Here is a 25,506-nt window from a genome sequence, read left to right on the forward strand (position 1 = left end):
TTCGGGGAGCCTCAATCGAAGGCGTAGGTGAAATCGGCGTCCTTGACGTCGAGCGCGACGCGGCGGATCTCGCCGCCGGCGGCCAGGCGCTGCAGGTACTCGACCGAGATCGTGGGCAGCACGGTGTTGGTCAGGATGGCGTCGATCACGCGGCCGCCCGATTCCGGGTCCTGGCAGCGCGCGACCACCTGGTCGACCACCGCGTCGCTGTACTCGAAGGGCACGCCGTGGTTGGTCTCGACGCGCTTCTTGATGCGGCCCAGCTGCAGCCGCACGATCTTCTTCATCATCTCGGGCGACAGCGGGTAGTAGGGAATGGTGACGATGCGGCCCAGCAGCGCGGGCGGGAACACCTTCATCAGCGGCGCCTTCAGCGCATCGGCCAGCGCGTTCGGATCGGGCAGCAGCTCGGGATCGCGGCACATGCTCATGACGAGCTCGCTGCCGGCGTTGGTGGTCAGCAGGATGATCGTGTTCTTGAAATCGATCATGCGGCCCTCGCCGTCCTCCATCCAGCCCTTGTCGAAGACCTGGAAGAAGATCTCGTGCACGTCGGGGTGCGCCTTCTCGACCTCGTCGAGCAGCACCACGCTGTAGGGCCGGCGGCGCACCGCCTCGGTCAGGATGCCGCCCTCGCCGTAGCCCACGTAGCCCGGAGGCGCGCCCTTGAGCGTGGAGACGGTGTGCGCCTCCTGGAACTCGCTCATGTTGATGGTGATGATGTTCTGCTCGCCGCCGTACAGGGCCTCGGCCAGCGCGAGCGCGGTCTCGGTCTTGCCGACGCCCGAGGTGCCGCACAGCATGAACACGCCGATCGGCTTCTGCGGGTTGTCCAGCCGCGCGCGCGAGGTCTGGATGCGGCGCGCGATCATCTCGAGGCCGTGCTTCTGGCCGATCACGCGCTGGTTCAGCGTGTCGGCGAGCTTGAGCACCGCCTCGACCTCGTTCTTGACCATGCGCCCGACCGGAATGCCAGTCCAGTCGGCGACCACCGAGGCCACGGCCTGCTCGTCGACCGAGGGCAGGATCAGCGGCGACTCGCCCTGCACCGCGTGGATCTTCGCCTGCAGCTCGTGCAGTTCGGCGAGCAATGCGGCGCGGTCGGGCGCGGCCTCGGCGGGCGCGGCTTCGGTGCCGGCCGGCGCATCCACCGGCTTGTTCCCCGTGCGCAGCTTCGCGCGCAGCTCCAGCAGCCGGTCGACCAGGCCCTTCTCTTCCTGCCAGCGTGCATTGAGCACTTCCAGCTGCGCCTTCGACTCGGCCAGCAGCGCCGACACCTGCGCCGCGCGCCTGGTGACGTCGATGCCGATCGCCTCCTCGCGGCCGATGATCTCCTGCTCGACCGTCAGGCCCTCGATGCGGCGCATGCAGTCCTCGACCTCGGGCGGCGTCGCGTGCTGGCTCACGGCCACGCGCGCGCAGGCGGTGTCGAGCAGGCTCACGGCCTTGTCGGGCAGCTGGCGCGCGGGAATGTAGCGGTGCGACAGCTTCACGGCGGCCTCGATGGCCTCGTCGAGCAGCTGCACGCGGTGGTGCTTCTCGAGCACGCTGGCCACGCCGCGCAGCATCAGGATGGCCTTGGTCTCGTCAGGCTCGGGCACCTGCACGACCTGGAAGCGGCGCGTCAGCGCGGGGTCCTTCTCGATGTACTTCTTGTACTCGGCCCAGGTGGTGGCGCCGATGGTGCGCAGGTTGCCGCGCGCCAGCGCGGGCTTGAGCAGGTTGGCCGCGTCGCCGGTGCCGGCCGCGCCGCCCGCGCCCACCAGGGTGTGGATCTCGTCGATGAAGAGAATGATCGGCGTGGGCGAGCTCTGCACCTCGTCGATCACCTGGCGCAGCCGCTGCTCGAACTCGCCCTTCATGCTCGCGCCGGCCTGCAAGAGGCCGATGTCCAGCGTGAGCAGCTTCACGTCCTTGAGCTGCGGCGGCACGTCGCCGCGCGCGAGGCGCTGCGCGAAGCCCTCGACCACGGCGGTCTTGCCGACGCCGGCCTCGCCGGTCAGCAGCGGATTGTTCTGGCGCCGGCGCATCAGGATGTCGACGATCTGGCGGATCTCCTCGTCGCGGCCCGTCACCGGGTCCATCTCGCCCTTCTTCGCCTTCTCGGTCAGGTCGACCGCGAACTTCTTGAGCGCATCGCCCTTGCCCATGGCGGCCGGCGCCATCGCGCCCGCGTCCTCGCCGGGCGCGCCGCTGCCCATGCCGGTGCCGTCCTGCGCGCGCATCTGGGCCTCGGGCGAGGCATCGCAGATCTTCACGAAGTTCTCGGCCAGGTCCTCGACCTTGACCTTCTCGAACTGCTTCGACAGGCCGAACAGCGGGTTGCGCAGGCTCTGCGTCTTGAGCATGCCCACCAGCAGGTAGCCGGTGCGCACCTGCGCCTCACCGAACTGCAGGGTGGCGTAGGTCCAGGCGCGCTCGATCGCGTTCTCGATGTGCGGCGAGAAGTCGCTGATGGCGGTGGCGCCGCGCGGCAGGCGGTCGAGCGCGGCCGTCATGTCCTTGGCGATCACCGAGACGTCGAGGCCGTAGTGCTGGATCACGCGGTGCAGGTCGGAGTCCTGCGCCTGCAGCAGCTGGGCGAACCAGTGCTCGAGCTCGACGTACGGATTGCCCCGCATCTTGCAGAACACGGTCGCGCCTTCGATGGCCTTGTAGGCCAGCGAATTGAGTTTCCCGAACAGGGCGGTGCGGCTGATTTCACTCATGGAGGACTCCGTATCTCTTCAAGACGAACGAAAGGGTTTTTTATTGAAAAGCCGGCGCGCGCGGATGCGCCTCGCCGCCGGGCCGGCTCGCGATGCGCACGTCGCTCGCGTCGCGCGAGCGCGGCCGCTCGCCGAGCCACGAGATCCAGCCCAGCCGCGGCGCGTTGCCGCGCTGCTGGCCGAGCCGCGTGGGCGGCACCTGCTCCTTGCGCAGCACCAGTTCGGCGTCCCACTCGAGCTCGCCGCCCAGCAGCTGCAGCATCCAGCGCTGCAGCACCGGCTGCGCATCGCCGATCGGCAGGAACATGCGGTAGCGCGCGAGGTCGAGCGGCCCGACATGCAGGCGCACGCGGTGCTGGCGGTCCCAGGCGCGGGTGCCGAGCATCGCGCCCAGGCCCATCGCGCGCGAGCTCTCGCCGCGGCCCAGCCGCGTGAGTTCGGCATCAGGCAGGCTCATCCAGTGGCCGACCCAGCGCTCGAGCTTCACCGGCACGCCGAAGTAGCTGCACAGCACCGACTCCACGCCCTCGGCGCTGTGCACGCGGCGCGCGAGCCAGCCCGAGAAGTGCAGCCGCGCGTCGTCGTGGATCTCGTCGCGCCCGATGCGCCCCGGCGTGCCGATGCCCACCAGCGCGCCGATCTGCAGCCGGAAGCGGTCCTCGCCCGGCCGGTCGAGCGCGACCGCGGGCCGCGCCTGCGCCCAGGCGCGGTAGAAATGCAGCGAGAAGCGGTGCAGGAAGCTGTCGAGGAAGGCGAGCCAGGTCGGGTCGCCATGGTTCAGGCTGCGCTCGCGGATGAAGTCGCTCAGGTGCACCGGCAGCGGCCCGTTGGGGCCGATGTAGGCGAAGAAATGCTGGCGCAGCCGCGGCGGCGAATGCGCGCCGGCCGGCTCGAAGCGGCTGAAGGCGGCGGGCGCGAACGACAGCGAGGGCTCCTGGCCCACGCGCACCGGCTCGGCGCTCGGCAGCAGCGCGCGGCCCCAGCGCGGCGTGGTCGCGGCGGCCGACTCGAGCCGGCGCAGTACCGCGAAGTAGTCGTAGGCCCAGGGCTGGTCGGACCACTGGCGCAGCGCGGCATCCACGCGCGCGGCCACCGTTCCCTCGGGCGCCGCGGGCGCGGCTAGAGGATCTGGCGCGTCCCGCACAGCGGCCTCCAGCGCATGTTCTCGCCCTTGCCCGCGATGCGCACCACGGTCTCGACGAAATGGTTGACCTCGACGTGGCGCGCCAGGTAGCGCGCGAGCACGGCGCCGAACAGGAACACGCTGTGGCCGTGGAAGGCGTCCTTGTCGACCTCGAGCGTGACCTCGAGACCGCGCCCGAAGGCGATCGGTCCCTTCATCGGCAGGCGGCGCGCCACCGGCTTGCTCGTGACCGACAGCAGCCCGCGCACCTGGCCCTGGCGCATCTCGTCGGCATGCGAGGCATAGAGCATCAGCGTCTCGCGCAGGGCGGCCGCGCCCTGCTGCGGCGTGCTGTCGGAGATCGACAGGTAGTTGAGCGCGAGGTGGTCGAGCACGCGCCAGCCCAGCCCCTGGCTCACCACCGGCGACACCGGCCGCGAGGGCCCGCGCACCATGCGCACGCGCTGCGCGGGGAAGGAGTCGACGCAGTCGAAGTCGTTGTCGCGGCCCATCGGCAGCAGCAGCGGCAGGTCGCGGTTGGTGCACAGCGCCGACACCGCGAGCTGGCGCAGGCTGGCCGCGTACGGCGCCTGCTGCGGATCGACGATCTGCATGTAGACCTCGGAGCCGATGTGGCTGCTGCGATTGCCCTCGGTGCGCTGGCGCACCGACAGCATGCGCGGCTCGCGCGTGGTCGTGTAGTAGGCCGGATGGCTGTGGCGCGTGCCGTGGAAGGCCGAATAGAAGGGGCGGAACGGCTGCTCGGTGGCCGCGCCCCGGTCGGCGCCCGGCGCGCCGTGGCCGATCACCTCGGTCACGGTATGCACCTCGAAGTCCTGCGGTCGCGTGCGGTCGGGCACCAGGTGGAACTGGCTCACGCCCTCGCCGAGCGGCACGCGGTCGAGCCGCTTGTGAAACAGGTTGATGGCCGGCACGCAGTGCAGCTGCAGGTTCTCGGCGCTCACCAGCTTCTCGAGCGCGGCATCGCCGCGCGAGAACAGCAGCACGATCTCGACCTGCGTCACCGGCATCGAGGGCAGCACCGACTGCAGGCCCGCGATCTTGAGGAACTGGAAGCGCTGCGGAAAGGCGAAGTACTCCTGCAGCAGCCGGAAGCCCGAGAAGCCCGTGGCCGTGACCGGCAGCAGCGCCTCGTCGTCCTCGAAGCCGACCATGCCGATGGCGCTCGGCGGCAGGCTGCGCGCCTCGCCCTGCAGCGCGCCGCCGGCGCCCAGCGGCCGCACCATCACGCCGATGGGCTGGCCCAGCGCGCATTCCTGCAACTGCCAGGCCACGTCCTCGGCGCCGCCCAGGTGCAGCACCAGCTCGTCGAGCGCGATCTGGCTGAAGTTCAGGCCCGCGGTGGTGCGCAGCACCAGGCGCAGGCCGCCGCGGATCGCGCGCGCCTGCGCATGCGTCGTCAGCGGCAGGTCGGGCGCGTAGGTGAAGTACTGGGCTCGCTGCACCTCGAGCGGCCACAGGCGCATCGCGCCGGCGGTGCGGAACTCGCAATAGGTGTTCTGGCCCACCGCATGGCGAGCGCGCAGGCCCGCGCCGCGCGGCAGCGTCGGACCGGTGGCGAGGTTGGCATCGTCGGGATCGTGCGAGAACGCGACCACCGCCATGGCCGGCGTGGGCGCGAGGAATTGCGGATAGACGATGTCGAGCAGATGCCCGGTGAAGCGCGGGTATTCGGCATCGAGCTTGAGGTTGACGCGCGCCGAGAGGAAGGCCGTGGCCTCGATCAGGCGCTCGACGTAGGGATCGGCGACCTCCTGGCCCTCGATGCCGAGGCGGTGCGCGATCTTCGGGAAGGCACGGGCGAACTCGGACGAGCTTTCGCGGAAGTAGCGCAGTTCCTGCTCGTACAGGTTCAACAGCCGTGGATCCATGACTACTTTTGCGGGTGCGCCATGTCCTCGATCTCGATGCGTCCTTCCTCCAGGTCGACCCGGCTGCGCATGAGGAACTCCAGCGGCACGGGCTGCGCCCACAGCATGCCGCGGATCTGCAGGCCGATGCTGTTGTGCGAGTCCAGGGCGGGGCCTTCCATGACCAGTTCCACTTCGAGGGTGCGTGACAAGATGCGAGGCTCGAACTGCAGGATTGCGTTCTTCAAAGCCTGTTCCATGCTGACACGCTGAACCGACGAGGTGAACTGGCCAGACAGCATAGGCAATCCGTAGTTGATGACGGAGCGCGCGGCGTTCGGGTACTGGCGATCGTCCATCGCGAGCCCGTAGCCGGTCGCGTTGAACAGCCAGCTCAGGTCGCGCAGCACGGCCGCGCGCAACGCCTGCTTGGTCAGCGTGCGCTTCTCGTCGCCCTCGCGCTTCTCGTCGGGCGCGTTGTCGACGAGCCGGTCGAGCAGCGAGGGCTGCAGCCGCTCCTGCGCGCCGAGCTCAGCCACCGTCGCGGCCCTGCGCCGTCGCCGCGCCGTCGTCCGTCTCGTCCCCGGCCTCGGCCTCGGCCTCGGCGGGCCGCGACGCGAAGACGATCTCGCGCACGTCCATGATCGCGTATTCGCCCTGGTCGCTGCCGAGCACGCGCTGGCCGTGACCGGCCCAGACCTCGGGACGCAGTTCCCGCCACGCCGTCTTGCGCGCGAGCTGCAGCTCGCCGTCCTCGCACTTCTCGCTGCCCTCGTAGCGCGTGGGGATCAGCGCCAGCGTCTGGCCGCCGTTCTCGAAGTCCAGGTGCGCGGGCATCCACACGCAGTCGCGCAGGTCCTCGGGTGGCTCGATCTTCACGCGCGCGAGCCGTGCATAGGGAATCCAGTAGTACTTGCCGTTGACGAAGGCCTCGAGCACCGGGCCCAGCCGCATGTCGGCGTCGGCCAGCCACTCGAAGGGCACGCCGTCGATGCTGCCGCCGATGGCCGGCGCCGCCTCGAAGGCGCGCCGGCGCAGGTCTTCGGCCAGCTCGAACTCGCCGCGTCCCTGCCGCAGCAGCGACTCGATGAGCAGCGCCAGCCATTCGTCGGGCTGGCCGAAGATCATGGGCGTGCGCGTGCCGGCGAACACCTCGGCGCGCAGGCCTTCGCAGCGCACGGCCTCGCCGTACACCTGCTTCATCGGAACGGCGAGCGCATCGAGCTCGGCCGCGACCGTCAGCTGGTTGAGCGCGCGCTCCCACTGGCCCAGCACGCACAGCAGCTGGGCCATGAAGACGCGCGGCTTGCTGTCGGCGGGCCTGGCGCGCACGTCGTCGCTGAGCGCCTTGAGGGCGGCGGCCGGATCGGCCCCCTTGAGGAGTTCGGCGGCGGCGCTCATGCTGCCGCCTCGACGAAGGTGCAGGTGCGCACCGCGCCGCGCGCGCCGCTCTTTTGCTGCGGCGCCGAGCGGATCTCGAGCTTGCGGTAGCTGAAGAAGATGATGTCGCAGGGCCGCTTGGGCATGCCGCCGGTGACGATGGCGTGGCAATGCACGCGCGCGCCCTCCATCACGAACTCCAGGTGCGACTGCTGGTCCTTCGAGCTGTCGCCGCCGGCCTTGAAGACCGACACCGTGACCTTGAGGTCCGCGTCCTGGTTCTTCAGCAGGCTCGCGATCGACGCGGTGGCGGCATCGCAGTCGCGGATGACGATGAAGGGATAGTTGCGCAGCTTGCCCTTGCTCGAGCCCGGCGGAACGATCACGTCGGTCTTGTACGAGTAGCCGCCGATCTCCATGCGCTGCTTGCCGTCCTCGTAGGTGCGCTGGGATTCGCCCTCGATGGGCGAGCCCTTGCTCTCGATCATCATTGCGAAGTCGTTGCCCGATTCGCCCGAGAGGTGATCGAGCAGGCGCAGCGCCTCATCGGGGTCCAGTCTTCCGTCGTATGTCCAGCTCATGTCGATCTCCTGAGAACAGAAACAGTCATCGCGCGGACGGGCCCTCGCCCGTCCAGCGCACCATCGCGGCATAGGTCTGCCGCGCCTTGTCGGGGGCCAGTTGGCCGCGCACCCGCACCTCGGGCAGCGCGGCTTCGAGCGGCGCGGCACCGAACAGCCGCGGCGTGGTGTAGGGGCTGGCCACGGTGGCGAGCACCAGCAACCGGCCGCCGGGCGCCTCCAGCCACGGCAGCTCGAAGCGCTTGGCCGCGGGCGCTTCGCGCGTGCCGCGCTCGAAGCGGTTGGTCTCGCCGGGGTCGTCCGGATAGACGGGACGCAGGCCGCCCTGGCCATCGATGCCCACCACCACCATGTCGACCGAGGCCCCGCTGGCATTGCGCACCTGCAGCGCCGCGCGCTCGCCTTCGCGCAACGGCAGCAGTTGGCCGGCGGCGGCGCGCTGCGCGGGTTCGCTGCGCAGCAGGCGGTCGCCGCGCCAGACCTCGAACACGGCCTCGAAGCCCTCGATCGGCGAGGCACTGGCCTGGCTCATCGCCAGCAGCTGGTTCCACCACTTCAGGCGCGCCAGCGTCTCGATGCGGCGCCGCGCGGCGGCCACGTCGGCGAGCAGCTGGGTGCCGGCACCGAGCGCGCCCGACAGCACCTCGATGCGCTGGCCGGCGGCGCCGAGGTCGGTCCAGCGCACATCGGCCGCGGCGGTGTCGCCCGCGCCGAGCGCGAGCACGGAGGCCGGATAGTCGAGGCTCAGCCGCTGCGGCAGGCCACGCTCGTTGCCGCGCACGCGCAACGCGAACGCGGCCGGCGCGGCCAGCGGCGAGGCGCTCCACAGCGCGCCGCCCGAGAGTTCGCGCAGCGCCGCGGGCACGGGAAGGCGCGCGCCGTCACTATCGACCTGCGGCACCCGTGCCGGTGCGCTGCGCACGGTGCCGTCCTCGAGCGTGGCGTTGATGCGCAGTTCCTGCTGCGGCTGCAGGCCGTCGACCAGGCCGGCCTGCAGCACCAGGCTGTCGCCGCTGCGCTGCGCGCGCCAGGCCGGCAAGGTGGAGACGGCACCGGCGCTGTTGGCGAACAGCGGCGCGTCGAGGTTGCCCTCGGCCACCGGCGAGGGCAGCTCGCGGGTCGGGAAGCGCTGCGCCAGTTCGTCGATCACCGGCGGGTAGAGCGCGAGCACGCCGTCGAACAGCTCGCGCCAGGTGGCGGGCCGGCGTTCGAGCGCGCCGGCCACGGCCCAGGTCAGCAGGCCCTGCGGCCGCGCGTTGCGGCCCTGGCGCGGCAGCCGCAGCTCGGGCGTGATCTGGTGGCTCTCGGACGCGAAGAAGGCGACGTAGCGCGCGCGCGCCACACGCTCGGCCATGGGCGGCGCGGCCGGGGCGGCAGGCGGCACGGCCGCCGGCGCGGCGCGCAGCTGGCCCGCGCGCAGGCCGCGCCAGCGCACCTCGTCGTCGGCCGGGCCTTCGGCGACCGCGGGCACGGCGGCGCCGGCGTTGCGCGTCATCGAGGTGGCGGCGCAGGTGTCGAACACCGACCAGACGAACACGCCGCGCGCGAGGAAGGCCTGCACCCAGGCGTCGAAGTCGACGTCGCGCACGCCGCCCGCGAGCGCGCTGTCGACGCCGACGGCGCCGCGCACGTCGCGCGCGAGGAAGTTCTCGGCCAGCCCGTCGGGCTCCTGGTAGCGCTTGGTGGCATCGCGCCAGCGCGTGCCGTGGCCCGAGAAATAGAGCAGCACGAAGTCGCCGCTGCGCGACTGCGCGAGCAGCCGCGACAGCGCGTCATGGATGGCCTGCGACTCGGGCAGCGCGGCGCCGCTCACGCCGTCGGCCAGCGTCGTGATGTCGCCCGCGCCGAAGCCCTGCCGGAGCAGTGCGTCGCGCATCAGCGCCACGTCGTTGCGCGGCGCCTGCAGCCACAGCGACTGCGGCTGGTTGACGAGTTCGGAGACACCCACCAGCAGCGCGCGCTGGGTGGCGAAGGCGCGCGGCGCGAGGCAGGCGAGCGCGAGCAGCAGGAGCCACGAAAGCCAGGCCTCCCGCGTCGCCATCGACCGCCGCGCGACAGGGCTCATGGCCGCTCCGACGCCCGTCCCGCCGCCTCGACCAGCGGCGAGGCCGCCAGCACCTGCAGGCTCTTCTCCACGTCGGGCACGCGCAGCCGCCACACGCCGTTGCTGCCGGGGCCGCCGACCACGTCGGCCGAGATCGCCTGCAGCAGCCGGTCGGCCTCGTCCACGCGCACGCCATCCTTCCAGCGCACCGTGAGATCGGCAGCGGCCGCGACCGGGGCCGTGGGCACCGAGCGGAAGCGCACCTCGTCCTGCGCCTCGTGGCCGCCGAACAGGCCCACGTTCTGCACCACCACGCACAGGGCCAGCACCGCGAACGCGGGCCGCATCCAGCCGTCGGCGCCGAGCCAGCGCCGTACGCTGCCCCACCAGCCGCCCTCGGGGCCGGGCTGGGGCCGCGCGCGCGGCGCGGCGGCCGGGCCCGATGCGTTGCGCGCGGCCGGCAGCCAGGCCGCACCGAGCTGCGACGCCGCGTCGCGGTACAGCGACTGGTAGTCGACGCGCGGATCCTTCGGGCCGAGCGGCGTGCCCGACAGCACGGCGAACACGCCGCCCACGGTGCGCAGCGCGATGCGGCCGGGCTCGGGCGCGATGGCGGGCGCGGCCTGCGCGGCCCACTCGTCGTGCACCGCGCGGATGGCGGCGAGCCGCGTGGCCGAGACCTCGCCGAGCACGCGCGCGGCGAGTTGCGGACTCGGCTCGAGCGTCAGCACGTTCCAGGCCTGGATCAGTCCGAAGGCCGGCTCGAAGGGTTCGTCGTCGGGCTCGAGCAGCACGTCGAAGGCCGAGGCCCAGTCGGCCTCGCCGGCCGCCATCCAGCCCTGCCAGAGTTCGCCGTGGATGCAACGGTCGAGCAGCACGCCGAGCAGCCGGCCCTCGTGCACCACGCTGACCAGCCGGCCCGGCGCCCAGCGCGCGCCGAAGCTGCGCTGCGCCACGGCCTCGCGGCGGCGCGCGAGCTCGGCCAGCGGCAGCAGCAGGTCCACCGGCGGCGGCGCGGCCGCTTCGGGTGCCGCGGCGCGCGTGCCGGGCATGGCGACGGTCGCGAGCCCGGGCGTCTCGGGCGCGAAGGCCGCGGCCGCGCCGGGCCCGGTTTCGAAGGCGCTGCGGATCGCGCTGAGCGGTGGCCAGAGATGGGTGGTCATGGCGTCTGTTCCTGAATGGCTATGTCTTCAGGCATAAGACGCTTCAGCGCCCAGGATTTTGAAAACCTGCAGGATCGCCGCCATGTTGTCGGCCTCGATGGCGATGCCCAGGGTGCCCTGGATCCAGCCGCCGAGCCGGGTCCTGGCGTAGTCGGCGGTCAGGCCCTCGCGCTTGTGCACCAGGCCGAGCCGGCCCGCGCGGTAGTGGTAGGAGGCGATGGCATGGCGCGAGGCGATGCCCGACAGGCCGCCCTCGGCCTCCTTGCCGAAGCCCTCGCACAGCAGGATGCGCTCGGGCTCGGGCAGCTCGGCGATGAAGGCGCGCGCCGCCTGCTGCACCGCGAGGCTGCTGAGGCCATGCTCGGCCAGGCAGCCCTCGAGGTCCTCGTCGGCGCCCAGTTCGTCCTCGAGCTGGGCCTCGGTGATCTGGTCGCCGATCGACAGCTTGCGCTTGAAGGCGGCCGAGCGCGTGCAGTCGATCAGGTAGCGGCGGAAGTACGCGCACAGCGCGAAGGCGGTCGAGGGGGCGCTGTGGCCCGCGCGCTCCTCGGCCTCGTCGGGATCGGCATCGAGCCGCAGCACCTTGACGTAGATGAACTGCGCCACCAGTTCCTGGCGCCCTTCGCCGAGCACCTGCAGCTCGGGCGGATTGCAGGCCACCAGCGCGTCGCCGACGATGCGGTACATGCGGCCCATGTCGTTCGACGTGAGCGTCTGGCGCCGGCGCCACAGGCGCACGAGTTCGCCGCTTTCCTCGGACGACAGCGTTTCCTGCATGGATTCAACGGCCGGGGCCGGGCCTCGTGGCGGCATTCACGCTGTCGTCTCCTCAGTCGTCCTCGCAGACGCCCTCGGTCGGCACCAGGCATTGCGCGAGGCCGGCGCCCACCGGCCCACCGCGCGTGCGGATCGCCGAGGACGCCGCGGCGCTCGCCACCGCCAGGCCGCGCGGCAGCAGGATCCAGAGCTGGCCGCGTTCCTTCATGCGGCGCGCGTTGGTCGCGGCCTGCTGGCCGTTGCCGAAGAAATAGTCGGCCCGCACCGCGCCGCGGATCGCGCCGCCGGTGTCCTGGGCGATGGTCAGGCGCTGCATCGGCGCGCCGCTGCCGGGCGTGCGCGTCGAGACGAACACCGGATAGCCCAGCGGCGTGCTGCGCGGATCGACCGCGATCGAGCGGCCGGCCGACAGCGGCACGCCGAAGGCGCCCACCGGGCCGCCGGGCGTGGCCGCCTCCTTGAAGAACACGTAGCTCGGGTCCTTGATGCCGGTGCCGGCCACCGGGCCGGCCGCGCGCCGCCCGGGCACCACCACCGCGCCGCTCGCGGCGGGCCGCGCCAGCGTGAAGCCGCGCGTGCGGATGGTGGTCGAGACGTTGCCCGAATCGTCGTCGTCGCCGTCGTCGAGGTCGAGCTCGATCGACGAGCCGCGCACCTTGACCGGGCTGCGCGGCTTGCCGTTGGCGGCCTGCGCCAGCGTGGGCCGGAACGGCTGGCCGTTCTGCTCGGCGTAGGCGACGCGGATCATCTCGCCGCTGGCCAGGCGGATGCGGCCCGAGCCCTGGATCTGCATCTCGTAGAGCGCGGTGGCGCTCGAGACGAAGGCCAGCACCTTGGCGTTGGGCGCGCCCTTGGTCTCGATCTCCTCGCGCGTGTAGTACGGCAGCAGCTGCTTGCCCTCGATGCGCAGGCGCACCTTGCGGTCGAGCGTGTCGCGCACGATGCCCGAGAGGTCGAGCGCGTAGAGGCCCGGCGCGCCCATGTCGCGCGTGCTCAGGCCGGTCTGCACCACCACGTTGCGGCCCTGCACGCGCGCGGCCACGGTGCCGTCGCCCGCGGGCAGCTTGCGCGCGTCAGCGAACAGCATGTCCTCGGGCTGGCCGTACACCGGGTAGATGAACGGCGGCGCGTAGCTGCGGCTGCCCTGGATCTCGGGCTCGAAGTAGCCGGTGACCACGCCGTCGGGGCGGCGGTCGTCGTCGCGGATCTGGTAGACCGAGAACTCGGTCTCGAAGAAGTTGCGGATCGAGGGATTGCTCTTGCCGTCGACCTTGGTCGCGCGGTCGCAGACCGACTTCCATTCGGTGCCGCGGCCGTTGAGCACCTTGCAGCTGCCGAGGAAGGCGGGCCAGGTCTCGGCGAAGTCGTCGCGGGTCCAGCCCGGCACCGCGTCGAAGCCGACCGCGGTGTAGGTCGCGAGCTGGGTCGAGAAGGTGCGCGCCTGGCCGGCCACGCTGCCGCTGGCGGGCGGGCGCGGTGCCGGCGGGGGCGCGGGCGCCGCGGCGGCCGTGTCGGTGCTGGGGGCGGGGGCCGGGGCGGCGGCGGGCGGCGGCACGGCGCAGCCCGCGAGGAAGGCGGCGGCGGCGGTCGCGGCGGCCACGGCGGCGCGGTGCAGGACCGGCGCGGGCGTCGGCGCGAGGGCCGGAAGGTGCTTGTTCATGGTGAAGATCTCCTTCGTGGAAAGGTGGCCCGTCGGGTCACGCTCTACAGACGATTACTTCTCGACGATTTTGAAATTGGCGACGCCATAGACGTCGTCGCAGGGCGTGCCGGGCGCGCACACAGGCTTGCCCAGCAGCGGTGAAGGCCCGCTGCCGCGGGTGGCTTCGAGGGCCGCGAGCACCGGCAGCGGGAACTGCGGGAACACGCCCTCGTTCTGCACGCCCGAGGCGCCGAAGTCGCGCTCGTGCTCGCTGACGAGCACCGCGAACTGGTTGGTCCCGGCGGGCCCGCCGGCCTCCATCGGCCACGAGGCACGCGGCAGCGCGAGGGGGCTGCCGGCGGTGATCTTGTTGTACTTGTCGAGCAGGTTCGGGAACAGCAGGAACATCTCGCCGCCGCTGGACAGCAGGAACACGTAGACGTAGCCGTCGCGCTTGCTGCGCACTTCGAAGGCCAGCTTGTCCTTGCCGATCGCGACCTCGGGCTTCTTCGCCGAGGCCGTGACATCGAAGCCGGCCGCGGCGCCGCCGGCCAGCGACTGCAGCGATTCGAGCGCCGTGCGCGGTGCCGGGGGCGGCGCGGGCGGAGGGGGTGGCGGAGGCGGCGGTGTCTGCGCGACCTGCTGCGTGTCGCCACCGGATGGCGGCGGCGTGCTCGCGATCGGCGGCGTGTCGCCATGCCCGCGCCCCTGGAACCACCACCAGCCGCCGCCGGCCGCGGCCGCGAGCAGCGCCACCGAGACCAGCGCCACGGCCGTGTTGTTTCCGCCCGCTCGCGCACCCGCCGAGGGTGCCGGCGCGGGCGGCAGCACCACCGTCTTGCCGCCACCGCCGCTGCGGCTGTTGGGCCCCGGCGCCGCCGACGTGCCGCGCGCGTGCTGCGAGGGATGCGCGGGCGGCGCGATGCTCTGGCTGGTCTCGAGCCCGAGCGCCGCGCGCAGCTCGGCCATCGACTGCGGCCGCGCCTCGGGCCGCACGCCGAGCCCGGCGTCGATCGCCTCGAGCAGCTGCGGGCTGTAGCGCTGGCGCAGGATCTCGTTGCCCGCGAGCGGCACGTAGCTGTCGGACAGGAGGCGCGCCACCGACGGCGGCGGCGCGCGGCCGCACACGGCCACGTGCATCACGGCCGCGAGCGCGTAGACGTCGGTCCATGCGCCCTGCGACATGTCGGGCATCTCGGCGTACTGCTCGATGGGCGCATAGCCCGGCTTGAGGATCACCGTGATCGCCTGCGTCTTGTCGGTGATCACGCGCCGTGCCGCGCCGAAGTCGAGCACCACCGGCCGGCCCGAGCCTTCGAGCAGGATGATGTTGTCGGGCGCGATGTCGCGGTGGTAGCAGTTGGCGCCGTGCATCACGCCCAGCGCCTGCGTGACGCCGTCCATGATGCGGATGAGCCAGGCCTCGTCGACGCCCGCGGGGATCGACACCAGTGCCTGGCGCAGGGTGTCGCCGCGGTAGAAGGGCATCACCATGTAGGTGGTGCCGCGCTCCTGCCAGAAGCGGTAGACCTTGAGCAGCGAGGGGTGGTCGAACTGGGCGAGCAGGCGGGCTTCGTTGATGAAGCTGCGCATGCCGAGGTCGAAAGTTTCGCGGTGGCGTTCGGAGAGGGGGACGACGCTGCCGTCGTTCTGGCGGGTGGAGAGGGACGAGGGGAGGTATTCCTTGATCGCTACGACGCGTTCGAGGGTGTGGTCCCAGGCTTCGTAGACGACGCCGAAGCCGCCCTGGCCTATGACTCGGGTGATCTCGAATTCCGCGAGGCGGCTGCCTACGGGGAGGAGGCCGGCTTCGTGCGTTCCTGCTTGCGACGGGCCTGTGGTGGGGTTCGTCGGTGGGTTCGTTGGCGCAAACAGCGGGCTGCTGGTGCGCGTGGGTTGGCCGGACGTGATGACCGTGGCGCTGTCGTCCAGGGGCGTGGTTCGGGGGACGACTCTTGTGCGGTCGTCGCTGCCTTCGGGTTTGGTTTCTTCGGTCATCGGGTCCTCCGGGCCTCTTCGGGGCTTGCTCCTGGCGGGAGGCTGTCGGCCGGGTCTCGCCCCGGCGGGCGACCTACTTTCTTTTGCTTCGCCAAAAGAAAGTAGGCAAAGAAAAGGCGACCCCACTGTCTGCGACCCCTTCGCTGCGCTCCGGGGCAACCTGCGGTGCTCGCGTTTCGCGGGGTCTCGCAGAACTCGCTTCGCTCAAACAGCTGCGAGCCCTTATCCGCGAAACGCTGCGCTCCTCGGCGCAGCCAGAGGGGATGAGAGTCAACGCGCCATGGCGCGTACTTGTATGGGGTGTAGGGATGGGCAGGCCCTGGGCCTTTCACTCCGGCCGAGCGAAGCGAAGGCCTGTTCGGCATGCTGGGCCGAGCGCAGCGATGGCCCGAACCACTCCCCTCTGGCTGTGCCGAGGAGCGCAGGGGAAAGCGGGATAAGGGCCGCAGCTGTCTGAGCGCAACGAAGTGGAGCGAGTTCTGCGGCCCCCCGCTTTCTCCGAGCACCGCAGGTTGCCCGTAGCGAAGCGAAGGGACACAGACAGTGGGGTCGCCTTTTCTTTGGTTACTTTCTTTTGGCGAGACAAAAGAAAGTGACTCGCCCGCCGGGGCGAATTCCCGGCCGACAGCCTCAACAAAACAATCAGAGGAAGACAAAGCTCACTCCCCTCCCCCAAGAAACAGCGCCTCGAACTGCAGATCCATCGGAAGCCCGACGCAAACCATCCGCAGCCCGCTTTCAACGGCAGGATCCCCGATCCACAAGGAGGCCCCTTCCAAAGGCAAAGCCAACGCACCTTCAGAGGACGAAGCATCCGAACCAGAAGCACCGAACAACCGAGCCAGCGCCGCATCGAACCGCGCCGCATCCAGATCCAGCTCCAGCCCTTCCAGAGCAGCCTGAGTAGCCACCCCCCACCACCGCAAGGCAGCCACCAACGCAGCCCCCTCGAGCTCAGAGAGCAACGGGTCTTCCAGCTCCACCGCCACGGTGAAAGGAAAGTACCGCCCCACCCCATCGACCGAAGGCATCAACACCCCGATCCACCCCCGCTCCCCCGCCACCCGAGGCCCCAGCACGAAGCACCACACCGGCGCCTCGAGGTAGTGCGAAGTCCAGTCCGCATGCCGATCCCGCAACCGGGCCAGCCCGCGCTGCAGCCACGCATCCCAAACGCCCCGGAACGACTCCGGCAGCCGGCGATGCGCGAAGTCCCCCATCCCCGGCAACTTGCCGAACCATCCCGGCAATTGCGTGGAAGCGAACAACGGGGACGAGGCAAGGTTCACAAGCCCTCCGGGCACGAGAACTCGCGCAGTTCCTTCAGCCGGATCGGGTGCTGCACGCTGTTGGTCGTCACCTCGAAGCGGGTGCGCCGGTTGCCGACCTGGAAGGTGATGAAGAACTTCTCGGGCGCGTCGCCGGCCTCGAGCTGGCCGTCGTCGAGCGTGCGGAACAGCGCCCACGGCCCATCCACCGCCGAACCCGAGCTGCCCGTCGCCGAGGGCGGGCTCACCTGCACGCGCACCTGGTTGCTGCCCTTCGGTCCGGGCCACTGCACCGCCATCGGCACCACCGGGCCGTGCGCGTACTTCACGAGCTGGCCGTCGACGTCGAGGATGAACTGCGTGATGCTCGCGTCCATCTCCACCGGCTTGAAATCGAGCCGCATCGACGGACCGCGCCCGCCGCCGCGGAAGAAGATCTCCTTGATGCGCGCCGCGCGCTCGAACTGCGCCAGCGCCTGCGTGGTGATGGCGCCGCGCTCGGCCACGGGCTTGTAGCGCCACGGCCGCGTGCTGGTGTCGACCAGCGCGGCCAGCCGCTTCTGGAAGAAGTCGTCCATCAGGCCGCCGGCGCCGAACATCTGGCCGAAGTCCTCGGGCAGCACGTCGCGCTTGCTGTTCTGCACGAAGGGATAGCGGCCCGCGATGGCGCGCGCGCAGAACTCGGCCACGGGGCGCAGGTCCTGGCTCAGGTTGCCGCGCTCGGCCACCTGGGCCTGCGTAGCGCCGGTCTGGCTCAGGTTCTCGATCATGCTGCGCACCGGCTCGGGCAGGCGGCCGGCGTCGGACTTGAGCTTGCCGGCCACGTCGCCGGGCGGCGGCGAGGTGCGGCCCTTGACCGCGGTGTCGACCGCGTTGAGGTAGACGTAGACCTCGTTGAACAGCTTGAGCGCGTCGTCGATCGGCGCCGGCTGGTTCGGGCCGCCGGCGGTGACGAGGCGGCGCAGCGATTCGAAGCGGTCGTCGACGATGCTCTCGATGCGCTTGCCCGGCGCGACCTGGCGGCCGGGGTCGCCGCCGAACAGGTCCTCCAGGCCCTTGCGCGTGTTGCGCACGGTCTCGGTCGCCTTGCTCACCACGTCCTTGTTGGCATCGGCGGCGGGGATCAGCGTGGTCTGCTTGACCACCGCGCGCAGGAAGTTCGCGAGCGGCGAATCCACGCCCGAGAGGATGCGCGCGGTCTCGATGTTCTTGTCGAGGCCGGTGACGCGGATCAGCCGCACGTCGGCCAGCAGCGCTTCCCACTGCTTGACGTACTCGGCCAGGTAGAGCCGGCGCACGCGGTCGGTGAGCTCGCCGAGCGCGGCCACGTCGCGCAGCCGGTCGGCGGTGTTGCGGTCCTGGCCCAGCACCCACGGGTCCTCCTGCGCGAGCAGGCCGGTCAGCACCACCACCTCGTTCTGGAAGCGCTTGTGGTAGCCGTCGTAGGTGAACATGCCGGGCACGCCCTCGGTCAGCGGCTTGCCGCTGATGCGCTCGAACACCAGCGGGCCCGAGGGACCGGTGGCCTGCGCCACGCTGAAGGCCGGGATGTCGCGGGAGGCGCGCTGGCGCTTGAGGCGGCTGAACACGCGCTGCTCGAGCGGATAGCTCGCGAGCACCGCGCGCACGCTGCGCACCAGGTTCTCGTCCATCTTCAGCGGCGAGCGCGGCGGGCCCTGCGCGATCAGCACGTCGAGCTGGTCCTCGAGCTGCTTGCGCTGCTCCTCGGGAATGCCGCGGTCCAGGCTGCGCGACCAGTCGAGCGTGATCCAGGCCTTGAGCGCCTCGGCATCGAAGTGCTCGGGCTGATAGAGCATCAGGTAGCTCTTGAGCGCCTCGTAGGTGTACTCGAGGTTGTCCTTCTGCGCGGTGCGCAACTGGTCCTCGAGCCGCTTGGCGATCTGCGGCAGGAAGGCCTCGTTGAGCGCACGCTGGTGCACCAGCATGGCGGCGGCATCGAGCTTGTCGCCCTGGTAGAGGCCCAGGGTCATGGCCAGCGGCTCGTCGCCCAGGCGGTTCTCGGGCGTGCGCCAGATGTCGCGCAGGTTCTGCAGCACCGGCGCCACCTCGACCAGGTTCTGCACCCGCGCCGGCAGCGCGGCCAGGTTCTGTTTGGCCGGATCGACGCGCGCCTCGACCGACTTCAGGTAGTCCATGTTGCGCAGCGTGCTGTAGCCCCAGGCCGCGAGCAAGCCCACCGTGAGCAGCGTCATCGCGGCCACGGCCGCGAAGCGCAGCGTGTGGCGGCGGCGCTCGAGCTTGACGTCGGCGCCGGCCAGGCGCTGCTCGGGGAACACCACCTCGCGCAGCAGCGTGGTGAGGAAGTAGCTGCGCCCGCTCGACTTCTGCGGCGCGAGCATCGCGCGCTCGATGCCGAAGCTGCGCGCCAGGCTGCCCATCACGCGATCGATCGGGCTGCCTTCCTGCGTGCCGCTGGTGAAGTACACGCCGCGCACCCACGGCGGCTGGGTGAAGCGCGAGCCGGTGAAGACCTGGTCGAGCAGGTCCGACAGCAGCGGGCCGATGGCGCCGAACTGCGCCGGGAAGCCGAAGATCGCGGCACGGCGCGTGCCGTCGGTCTCGCGCTGCATGCGCGCGATCAGGCCGTCGTTGACGCGCTGGTGCAGCAGCGCGAACTCGCGCTGGAAGGCCAGCGACAGGCCCTTCTCGTCGACCTGCTGGTTCTCCTCGGGCGGCAGCGTGAAGCCGAACACCTGCGCGCGCTGCTCCTTGCCGAGGTCGTCGAAGTAGTCGGTGAAGCCGTACAGCAGGTCGCTCTTGGTGACCAGCACGTAGACCGGCAGCCGCGTCGTGAGCTTGCCGTCGAGCTCGAGCAGGCGCGCGCGGATCGAGGCCGCGAGCTGCGAGCGCGCCTCGGGCCCCTGGCTCAGCAGGTCGCCGACGCTGACCGTGAGGAACACGCCGTTGAGCGGCCGGCGCGGGCGCACCTTCTTGAGCAGGCCGAGGAAGCCTTCCCAGGCGCTCTTGTCCTCCGACTGGTGGCTGTCCTGCGTGGTGTAGCGGCCCGCGGTGTCGATCAGCACGGCCTCGTCGGTGAACCACCAGTCGCAGTTGCGCGTGCCGCCCACGCCGCGGATGGCGCCGGGGCCGAACTTCTCGGCCAGCGGGAACGACAGGCCCGAGTTGACCAGCGCGGTGGTCTTGCCCGCGCCCGGCGCGCCGATGAACACGTACCAGGGCAGGTCGTAGAGATAGCTGCCGCCCGAGATCGAGAGCCAGTCGCGCCAGCCGGGCTTCTTGCCGGCCGCGTGCAGCTTCATCTGCTTGAGCGTGGCCACCGCCTCGTTGAAGCGCGTGTCGAGGATCTGCTGCTCGCCGGCCACCGGCGTGCCGGCCTTGGCCGCGGGCGCCTTCATCAGGCCGTCGGTCAGGTGCTGGCTGGCGCGGCGCGCGCGCCAGCGGCGGTAGAGGGCGCGCAGCAGCACCAGCAGCACGATCACGCCGATGACGATGGCGCGCACGGTCTCGCTCTCGAGCGGCGCCAGCGCGCCGATCTTCACCAGCGGGCCGATCCACCAGATCAGCAGCGCGACGACGATCAGCGCGAGCAGCGTCAGCAGCAGCGGGCTGAACAGGAAGCCGAAGATTTTCTTGATCATTTGCTCGCTCCCGTGGCGGGCGACGGCGCAGGCGGCGCGGCGGCGGCGGGCGCCGACGCCAGGCGCTCGGGCTCGGTCAGCAGCACCACCTCGACGCGGCGGTTGCGCGCGCGGTTGGCGGGCGAGTCGTTGGGCGCGACCGGCTCGGCATCGGCCTTGCCGTCGGAACGCATGCGCGCCGGATCGACCAGCGTCGACAGCGCGCCCTTGACCGCGTCGGCGCGCGCGGCCGACAGGTGCCAGTTCGACGGATAGCGCAGCGAGCGGATCGGCTGGTTGTCGGAGTGGCCGGTGATCAGCACCTCGCCCTTGACCTCGGCCAGCGCCTGGCCGATGCGGCGCAGCACCGGCAGCGACTGCGCCATCGGGTCGGCGCTGCCCGAGCCGAAGAAGGAGTCGCCGCGCAGCCGCACCACGCTGCGGTCGGCCTCGTCGGTCACGGTGACCAGGCCCTGCTTGATCTCGGGCTCGAGGAAGCGCGCGAGCCGCGGCGTCTTGGCCGGCGCGGCCGGCGGCGCGATCTGGATGTTGGGCACGCGCAGGCTCGACAGCGCCGAGTAAGTGGTGTCGGAGCGGTAGTTGAGCGTGAGCCGCAGCCCGAACCAGGCCAGCGCGAGCAGCAGCGCGAAGCCGGCCGCGAACACCCACAGCGGCAGCGACTCGCGCAGCCGCACCGTGCCCGCGCCCTGCCCGCGCCAGTGCGGCGAGAGCTCGGGCTCGACCGCGGGACGGTCCTTGGCGATCAGGTCGGCCAGCCGCTGGCGCACCGAGTCGAGCTGCGCGCGGCCGTTGTCGACCACGCGGTAGCGGCCCTCGAAGCCGAGCGCCAGCACGCTGTAGATCAGCTCGAGCAGTTGGCGGTGCGTGGGCACGTCCTGCGCGAGCTTGGCCAGCAGCTGGAACACCTTCTCGCCGCCCCAGGTCTCGTTGTGGAACTGCACCAGCAGGCTCTGCTTGTTCCAGCCGGCCTGCACGCCCCAGGGCGTGTTGGCCACCGCCTCGTCGAGCGCGGTGCACAGCACGTAGCGCGCGGCCAGCACCGATTCGTTGCCCACGCCCGCGCGGCGCGCGTTCTGGTCGAACTGGTTGACGGCCTCGGCGGTGGAGGCGCGCAGCGCCGGCACGTTGGGCGGCTGCACCAGGTTGCGCAGCTTGCCGATCAGCACCAGCAGCTTGCCGGCCGCCGACACCAGCGGATTGAGCAGGCCGAGCTCGCCGAGGTCGGCCACCGGCGTGGGATCGGTGGCGGGGAAGAAGGGCGCCGGCGCGGCCGAGGCCGCCGGCGCATTGGCCGGCGTGCGCGGCTTGGGCTTGATGACCGTGCGTTCGGACTCGAAGGCGGCGAAGGGGTCGGGTGTGGTCATGGTGTGTCCGTCCTTTGCCGGTGGCTAGCCACGGATCGCCCAGAACGCGAGGTCGAGGCCCGGGAAGTCGCCCGCGATGTGCATCGCCACGCCGCCCGACTGCTCGAGCTGGCGCCAGAGGTCGCTGTTGCGGGTCTCGAGCTCGAAGTAGTTCGCGCCCGCGTGGAACGGGATCTGGCGCGGCGCCACCGGCATCGGCGTCAGCGTGACGCCCGGCAGCGCGAGGTTGACGAGGTCGCGGATGCGCTCGACCGGGCCGATCTTGACCTGCGTCGGGAAGCGCGCGCGCAGCGCCTCGCTGGGCATGTGCGCGTTGACGGCCAGCACGAAGGTGGCGTTGCGCTGCAGCTCGACGTCGCTGACCACCGCCACGCGCACGCCGTGCTTGCGGTCGTGCAGGTCGATGCGGATCGCCGACTGCTCGAGCACCATCGACAGGCTGCGGCGCAGGTCGTCCATCAGCGGCCGGAAGCTCATCGCGAGGTCGTCGTGGATGTAGGGGCCGAAGCGCGCCACGCGGCGCGAGTCGCGAAAGCTCGCGAGGTCGCCGGCCAGGCCCAGCGCCTGCTCGAAGAAGCGCTGCGGATGCAGCATCGCGCTCTTCGCGAGATGCGCGAACACCGCCTCGTTGCGGTTCACGGTCTGCAGCAGCATGAAGTCGGCGATCTCGGCCACGCCGCCGGTGCCGCCCTGCGTCATGCGCCCGGCCAGCGCCTCGCCGCGCTGGCGCAGCAGGCCCAGCAGCTCGTCGAGCCAGGCGCGGATCACCGCATGGCCCGCCACGTCGAGCAGCGGCGGCAGCATCGCGCGCTCGAGCTGCACCTGGTTGTCGACGCGGCGCTCGACCACGCGCGCCACGCCCAGCGTGGTCCAGGCATCGGTCGCCTCGCTCGCGCGCATCAGCCGCGTGTGGAGCTGGCCCAGCTGCAGCATCGCGGTGCGCTCGCCCGCGGTGTTGGAGTCGGGCACGTCGGACTCGAGCACGCGGTGGCGCACCAGCTCCTCGTACTCCTCGGCATCGGCCTCGCGCGCCCCGGCGCGGCGCAGCGGCAGCGCCAGCACCACGGCCTCGTCGCGCATGGTCTGGGGGATGTCGATCGGTTCGGGCAGCGGATCGACCGCCGGCATGTCGAACACCGTGCCGTCGCCGAACACGCCCACCGCGCGCACCAGCGCCAGCTTGCCCAGCGTCAGCGCGGCCTGGTCGATCTCCAGTTCGGCGAAGCCCCAGGCATAGGGCGTGGTGGAGCGCAGCAGCACGTGCCGCGCGTGATCGGCATGTCGTTCGCTCTGCTGCAGGTGCTGGGGCTGCAGCAGCATCCCCTCGCTCCAGACCACTTTTGTTCGCCAACTCATCCGCTCGCACTCCGTCAACGGCAAGGGCTGCCTGTAAGAAGCGGTGAGTTTCCGGCGCGAGAAGTCATGGGCAAATCCGCCTTAAGGCCTAGCTAACGGCATAGGCGGCGCTCGAGGACGTACGGCGAAGGGAGTAGACGCGGGCTCAGAAGGGAGGACCGACCGGCCCGGTCTTGACGTGGCTGGCCGCGTGCTCGACCCAGCGGCCCGGCGTGCCGTGCACGATGCCCTCGTTGCTCCATTCGCTGAAGCTGCCGCCGCCGTTGACGACGATGCGCTTCGGCGCCGCGATGCGGATGTCCGCGGTGCTGCTGGTGATGCGCACGGCGCCGCGAGCCTCGAGGCCGATCGCGCCGGCGCGCGCCTCGACGCGGACCGCGCCGCTGGCCGCGATCCACCGCATGCCGTGGCGCAGCGCGAACAGGCGCACGCCCTCGCGCGCGGCGACCAGCAGCCGGCGCAGCGCGCTGAAGCTCGCGGGACCTTCGCTCGTGAGCGCGAAGGGACCGCCGGCCTGCAGGTGCAGGCTGCCCGGCGTGGTGGCGGCGATGCCGGCCGCGCTGGCGAGCAGCAGCTGCGCCGCCTGCAATTCGGGGCAACGGCCAGCGGCCGGATCGCCGGGGCCGCCACGGATCGCATCGTTCTGGGCTGCCAACACCTGCGCCACCCGCGACTGGTCGTCGCCGGCATCCTGAGCCTTCGCGGCCAGGGCGGCTTCGGCCAGCCCGCGGTGCAGCGCCCGCGCATTCGCGAGCCGCGCGGTGGTCTCGCCCATGTCGAGCGCATGGTTCGCCGCGTTCGGCCGGGCCTCGGTGGTGATCAGCATCCCCCGTGCCGCCCTCAGCACCCCGTGCCCGTCGGTGCGCAGCTCGAAGCCCTCGCCGCGCTCCTCCTTGCGTCCCGCATGGTCCTCGATGCGCGCGAAGCGCCCCAGGCTCAGCACGCTGCACTGGTGGTCGCTCCTGAGCTGCGCCTGGATCCGATCGGCCGTGTCGTCGAGCACCAGGTGGTTGCTGCGCCCCGCCGCCGCATTGCCGCCGCCCTCGGTCAGCTCCCGGCTCCTGAACCCGCTGAGCGCGGCCTGTTGCGGCAAGGCCCACGGCGGCAGGTTGTCCCGGTCATGCACCCGCCCCGTGCAGATCGGCAGGTCGGCATCGCCGCCGATGAAGCTCACGATCACTTCCTGGCCGATGCGCGGCAGCCAGGCGCCGCCGAGCTGGTTGCCCGCCCAGGGCGCGCTCACGCGCAGCCAGCAACTGCCGTGGGCGTCGTGCGCGCCCTCGCGGTCCCAGGGGAACTGCACCTTGATGCGGCCCAGGGCATCGGTCCAGAGGTTCCGGCCTGCGGGGCCGACGACTCTTGCGACCTGCGGGCCGACGGCCACGGGCTTGGGCCGCACGAGCGCGGGGCGCAGCGGTTCGGCCAGCGGGTGGGCGGTGAAGTCGAGATTCACGCGCCAGTGCGCGCGGCGGTTGCTGTCGGCGCCGACCTCCTCGATCAGCAAGCGGGTGTCGAGCGCGAGGTACTCGGTGGCCCCGACCTCCTGGCGCGGATGGCCGTGCAGGCGGAAGGTGTGTCCAGGGGCCAGGCCCCGCAGAGGTCCGCAGCCCCGCGCGCGGACTGCCTCGGCGCGCAGGGCCTGCAGGCGAAGCAGCGCCAGCTGGCGGCCCTCGGCGAAAGGATCGTTCGCGGCTTCCTCGAAGCCCCCGCGCCCGGCCCGAGGCTGCGCCCAGTGGCTGCCGCCGACCGGGTCGTGCCAGCTGTAGACCTCGGCCTGTGAATCGCCCTGGCCGACGGAAAGGTCGGCCCGCGGCCGCATGTAGTCGTACTCCCGGCTCGCATACCGCCCGCTGGCGATCCGGTGCATGGGCACGAAGCCGTGGACGTACTCCGCATCGAGCTTCCAGCCCGGCGGATGGAAGTCCAGGTCGCGGTAACGCCCGGCGGCGGGCGCAAAAGCCCCGGTCCCATCGCCGAGCACCAGCCGGTGCGCCCCGTCCGCATGCTCGAAGTGATAGCCGATGCCCCATTCCTGGCACAGGCGCTCGAAGAAGGCGAAGTCGCTCTCGTTGAACTGGGTCTGGTAGTCGCGCGGCGGATAGTGCTCGGCCAGGCGCCAGCGCACGGGAAAGGTATAGCGCGCGAGCAGGGCCTCGAGGATCTGCACGACCGTCAGGTCCTGGAAGATCCTGCAGTCGGTGCGCAGTTCGGCCAGGTGCAGCCAAGGCCGCAGTGTTAGCAGGTACTGGGCGTGGCGGCCCGCCTCGCCGAGAAAGGCCGCCTCGGTGACGAGCGCGTTGATCTCGCGCACGCCGTCCGCACCATCGTCGAGTGCGATGCGGCAATGGATCTCGCGGCCGACGAAGGCATCGAGGTCGAGGTCGGTGTCATCGGGCGACTCGAGCAGCAGCTCATAACAGAACAGCGCATCGAGCCCCTCGCGGCCCGACAGCCGCACGGCCCGCAGCGCGGGCTGGCCATCGACAAGGGGAAGCGCCGGTCCGGAGACCGACAGCGTGCGCGGCAGATTCGACATCGGCGTGACCTCCAGAGAAACGAGGTCGCGCAGTGTGCAAGCGCCATCGCGTTTGCACTGCGAACAATGGTTGCG

Annotated in this window: 16 protein-coding genes; all 16 read right to left on the bottom strand. The window is 71.3% G+C overall.

The window, feature by feature from the left end; translation table 11 throughout:
- Positions 1-11: 11 nt before the first annotated feature.
- Positions 12-2,708, bottom strand: coding sequence for a type VI secretion system ATPase TssH (tssH, locus tag ACEN9J_RS16925; RefSeq protein ID WP_413761583.1), 2,697 nt, complete (start codon positions 2,706-2,708; stop codon positions 12-14).
- 40 nt (positions 2,709-2,748) lie between these two features.
- Positions 2,749-3,852, bottom strand: coding sequence for a type VI secretion system baseplate subunit TssG (tssG, locus tag ACEN9J_RS16930; protein WP_413761584.1), 1,104 nt, complete (start codon positions 3,850-3,852; stop codon positions 2,749-2,751).
- Entirely contained in the window at positions 3,828-5,723 is a 1,896-nt protein-coding gene (gene tssF, locus ACEN9J_RS16935; RefSeq protein ID WP_413761585.1) for a type VI secretion system baseplate subunit TssF, read from the bottom strand. Before tssF ends, tssG begins: the two co-directional genes overlap by 25 nt.
- A gap of 2 nt (positions 5,724-5,725) precedes the next feature.
- The gene (gene tssE, locus ACEN9J_RS16940; RefSeq protein WP_296735959.1) at positions 5,726-6,241 is read right to left on the bottom strand and encodes a type VI secretion system baseplate subunit TssE; all 516 of its coding nucleotides are present in this window, start codon (positions 6,239-6,241) and stop codon (positions 5,726-5,728) included.
- Complete coding sequence (locus ACEN9J_RS16945; RefSeq protein WP_413761586.1) at positions 6,234-7,103, bottom strand: type VI secretion system accessory protein TagJ; 870 nt, start codon at positions 7,101-7,103, stop codon at positions 6,234-6,236. Before ACEN9J_RS16945 ends, tssE begins: the two co-directional genes overlap by 8 nt.
- Positions 7,100-7,663 carry a type VI secretion system tube protein Hcp gene (locus tag ACEN9J_RS16950; protein ID WP_057596833.1) on the bottom strand — a complete coding sequence of 188 codons (564 nt, stop codon included), beginning with the start codon at positions 7,661-7,663 and terminating at the stop codon, positions 7,100-7,102. Before ACEN9J_RS16950 ends, ACEN9J_RS16945 begins: the two co-directional genes overlap by 4 nt.
- Before the next feature lie 25 nt (positions 7,664-7,688).
- Positions 7,689-9,728, bottom strand: a complete 2,040-nt coding sequence (locus ACEN9J_RS16955; RefSeq protein ID WP_413761587.1) for a caspase family protein — start codon at positions 9,726-9,728, stop codon at positions 7,689-7,691.
- The gene (locus ACEN9J_RS16960; RefSeq protein ID WP_261217135.1) at positions 9,725-10,870 is read right to left on the bottom strand and encodes a hypothetical protein; all 1,146 of its coding nucleotides are present in this window, start codon (positions 10,868-10,870) and stop codon (positions 9,725-9,727) included. Before ACEN9J_RS16960 ends, ACEN9J_RS16955 begins: the two co-directional genes overlap by 4 nt.
- A 27-nt stretch (positions 10,871-10,897) precedes the next feature.
- Complete coding sequence (locus ACEN9J_RS16965; protein WP_057596830.1) at positions 10,898-11,647, bottom strand: hypothetical protein; 750 nt, start codon at positions 11,645-11,647, stop codon at positions 10,898-10,900.
- Between the two features lie 52 nt (positions 11,648-11,699).
- Entirely contained in the window at positions 11,700-13,307 is a 1,608-nt protein-coding gene (locus ACEN9J_RS16970; RefSeq protein ID WP_413761588.1) for a murein transglycosylase A, read from the bottom strand.
- Between the two features lie 54 nt (positions 13,308-13,361).
- Entirely contained in the window at positions 13,362-15,287 is a 1,926-nt protein-coding gene (locus ACEN9J_RS16975; protein ID WP_413761589.1) for a protein kinase domain-containing protein, read from the bottom strand.
- Positions 15,288-15,946: 659 nt separating this feature from the next.
- Positions 15,947-16,555 carry a type VI secretion system-associated protein TagF gene (tagF, locus tag ACEN9J_RS16980; RefSeq protein ID WP_413761590.1) on the bottom strand — a complete coding sequence of 203 codons (609 nt, stop codon included), beginning with the start codon at positions 16,553-16,555 and terminating at the stop codon, positions 15,947-15,949.
- A gap of 17 nt (positions 16,556-16,572) precedes the next feature.
- On the bottom strand, positions 16,573-20,175 hold the full coding sequence (tssM, locus tag ACEN9J_RS16985; RefSeq protein WP_413761591.1) for a type VI secretion system membrane subunit TssM: 3,603 nt from the start codon (positions 20,173-20,175) through the stop codon (positions 16,573-16,575).
- Positions 20,172-21,539, bottom strand: a complete 1,368-nt coding sequence (locus tag ACEN9J_RS16990) for a DotU family type VI secretion system protein (protein WP_057597709.1) — start codon at positions 21,537-21,539, stop codon at positions 20,172-20,174. Before ACEN9J_RS16990 ends, tssM begins: the two co-directional genes overlap by 4 nt.
- A gap of 24 nt (positions 21,540-21,563) precedes the next feature.
- Entirely contained in the window at positions 21,564-22,895 is a 1,332-nt protein-coding gene (gene tssK, locus ACEN9J_RS16995; RefSeq protein WP_057597710.1) for a type VI secretion system baseplate subunit TssK, read from the bottom strand.
- 145 nt (positions 22,896-23,040) lie between these two features.
- Complete coding sequence (locus tag ACEN9J_RS17000; RefSeq protein ID WP_413761592.1) at positions 23,041-25,431, bottom strand: type VI secretion system Vgr family protein; 2,391 nt, start codon at positions 25,429-25,431, stop codon at positions 23,041-23,043.
- Positions 25,432-25,506: the final 75 nt, after the last annotated feature.

The sequence above is a fragment of the Variovorax sp. Varisp41 genome, assembly GCF_047325085.1.
GTDB lineage: Bacteria > Pseudomonadota > Gammaproteobacteria > Burkholderiales > Burkholderiaceae_C > Variovorax.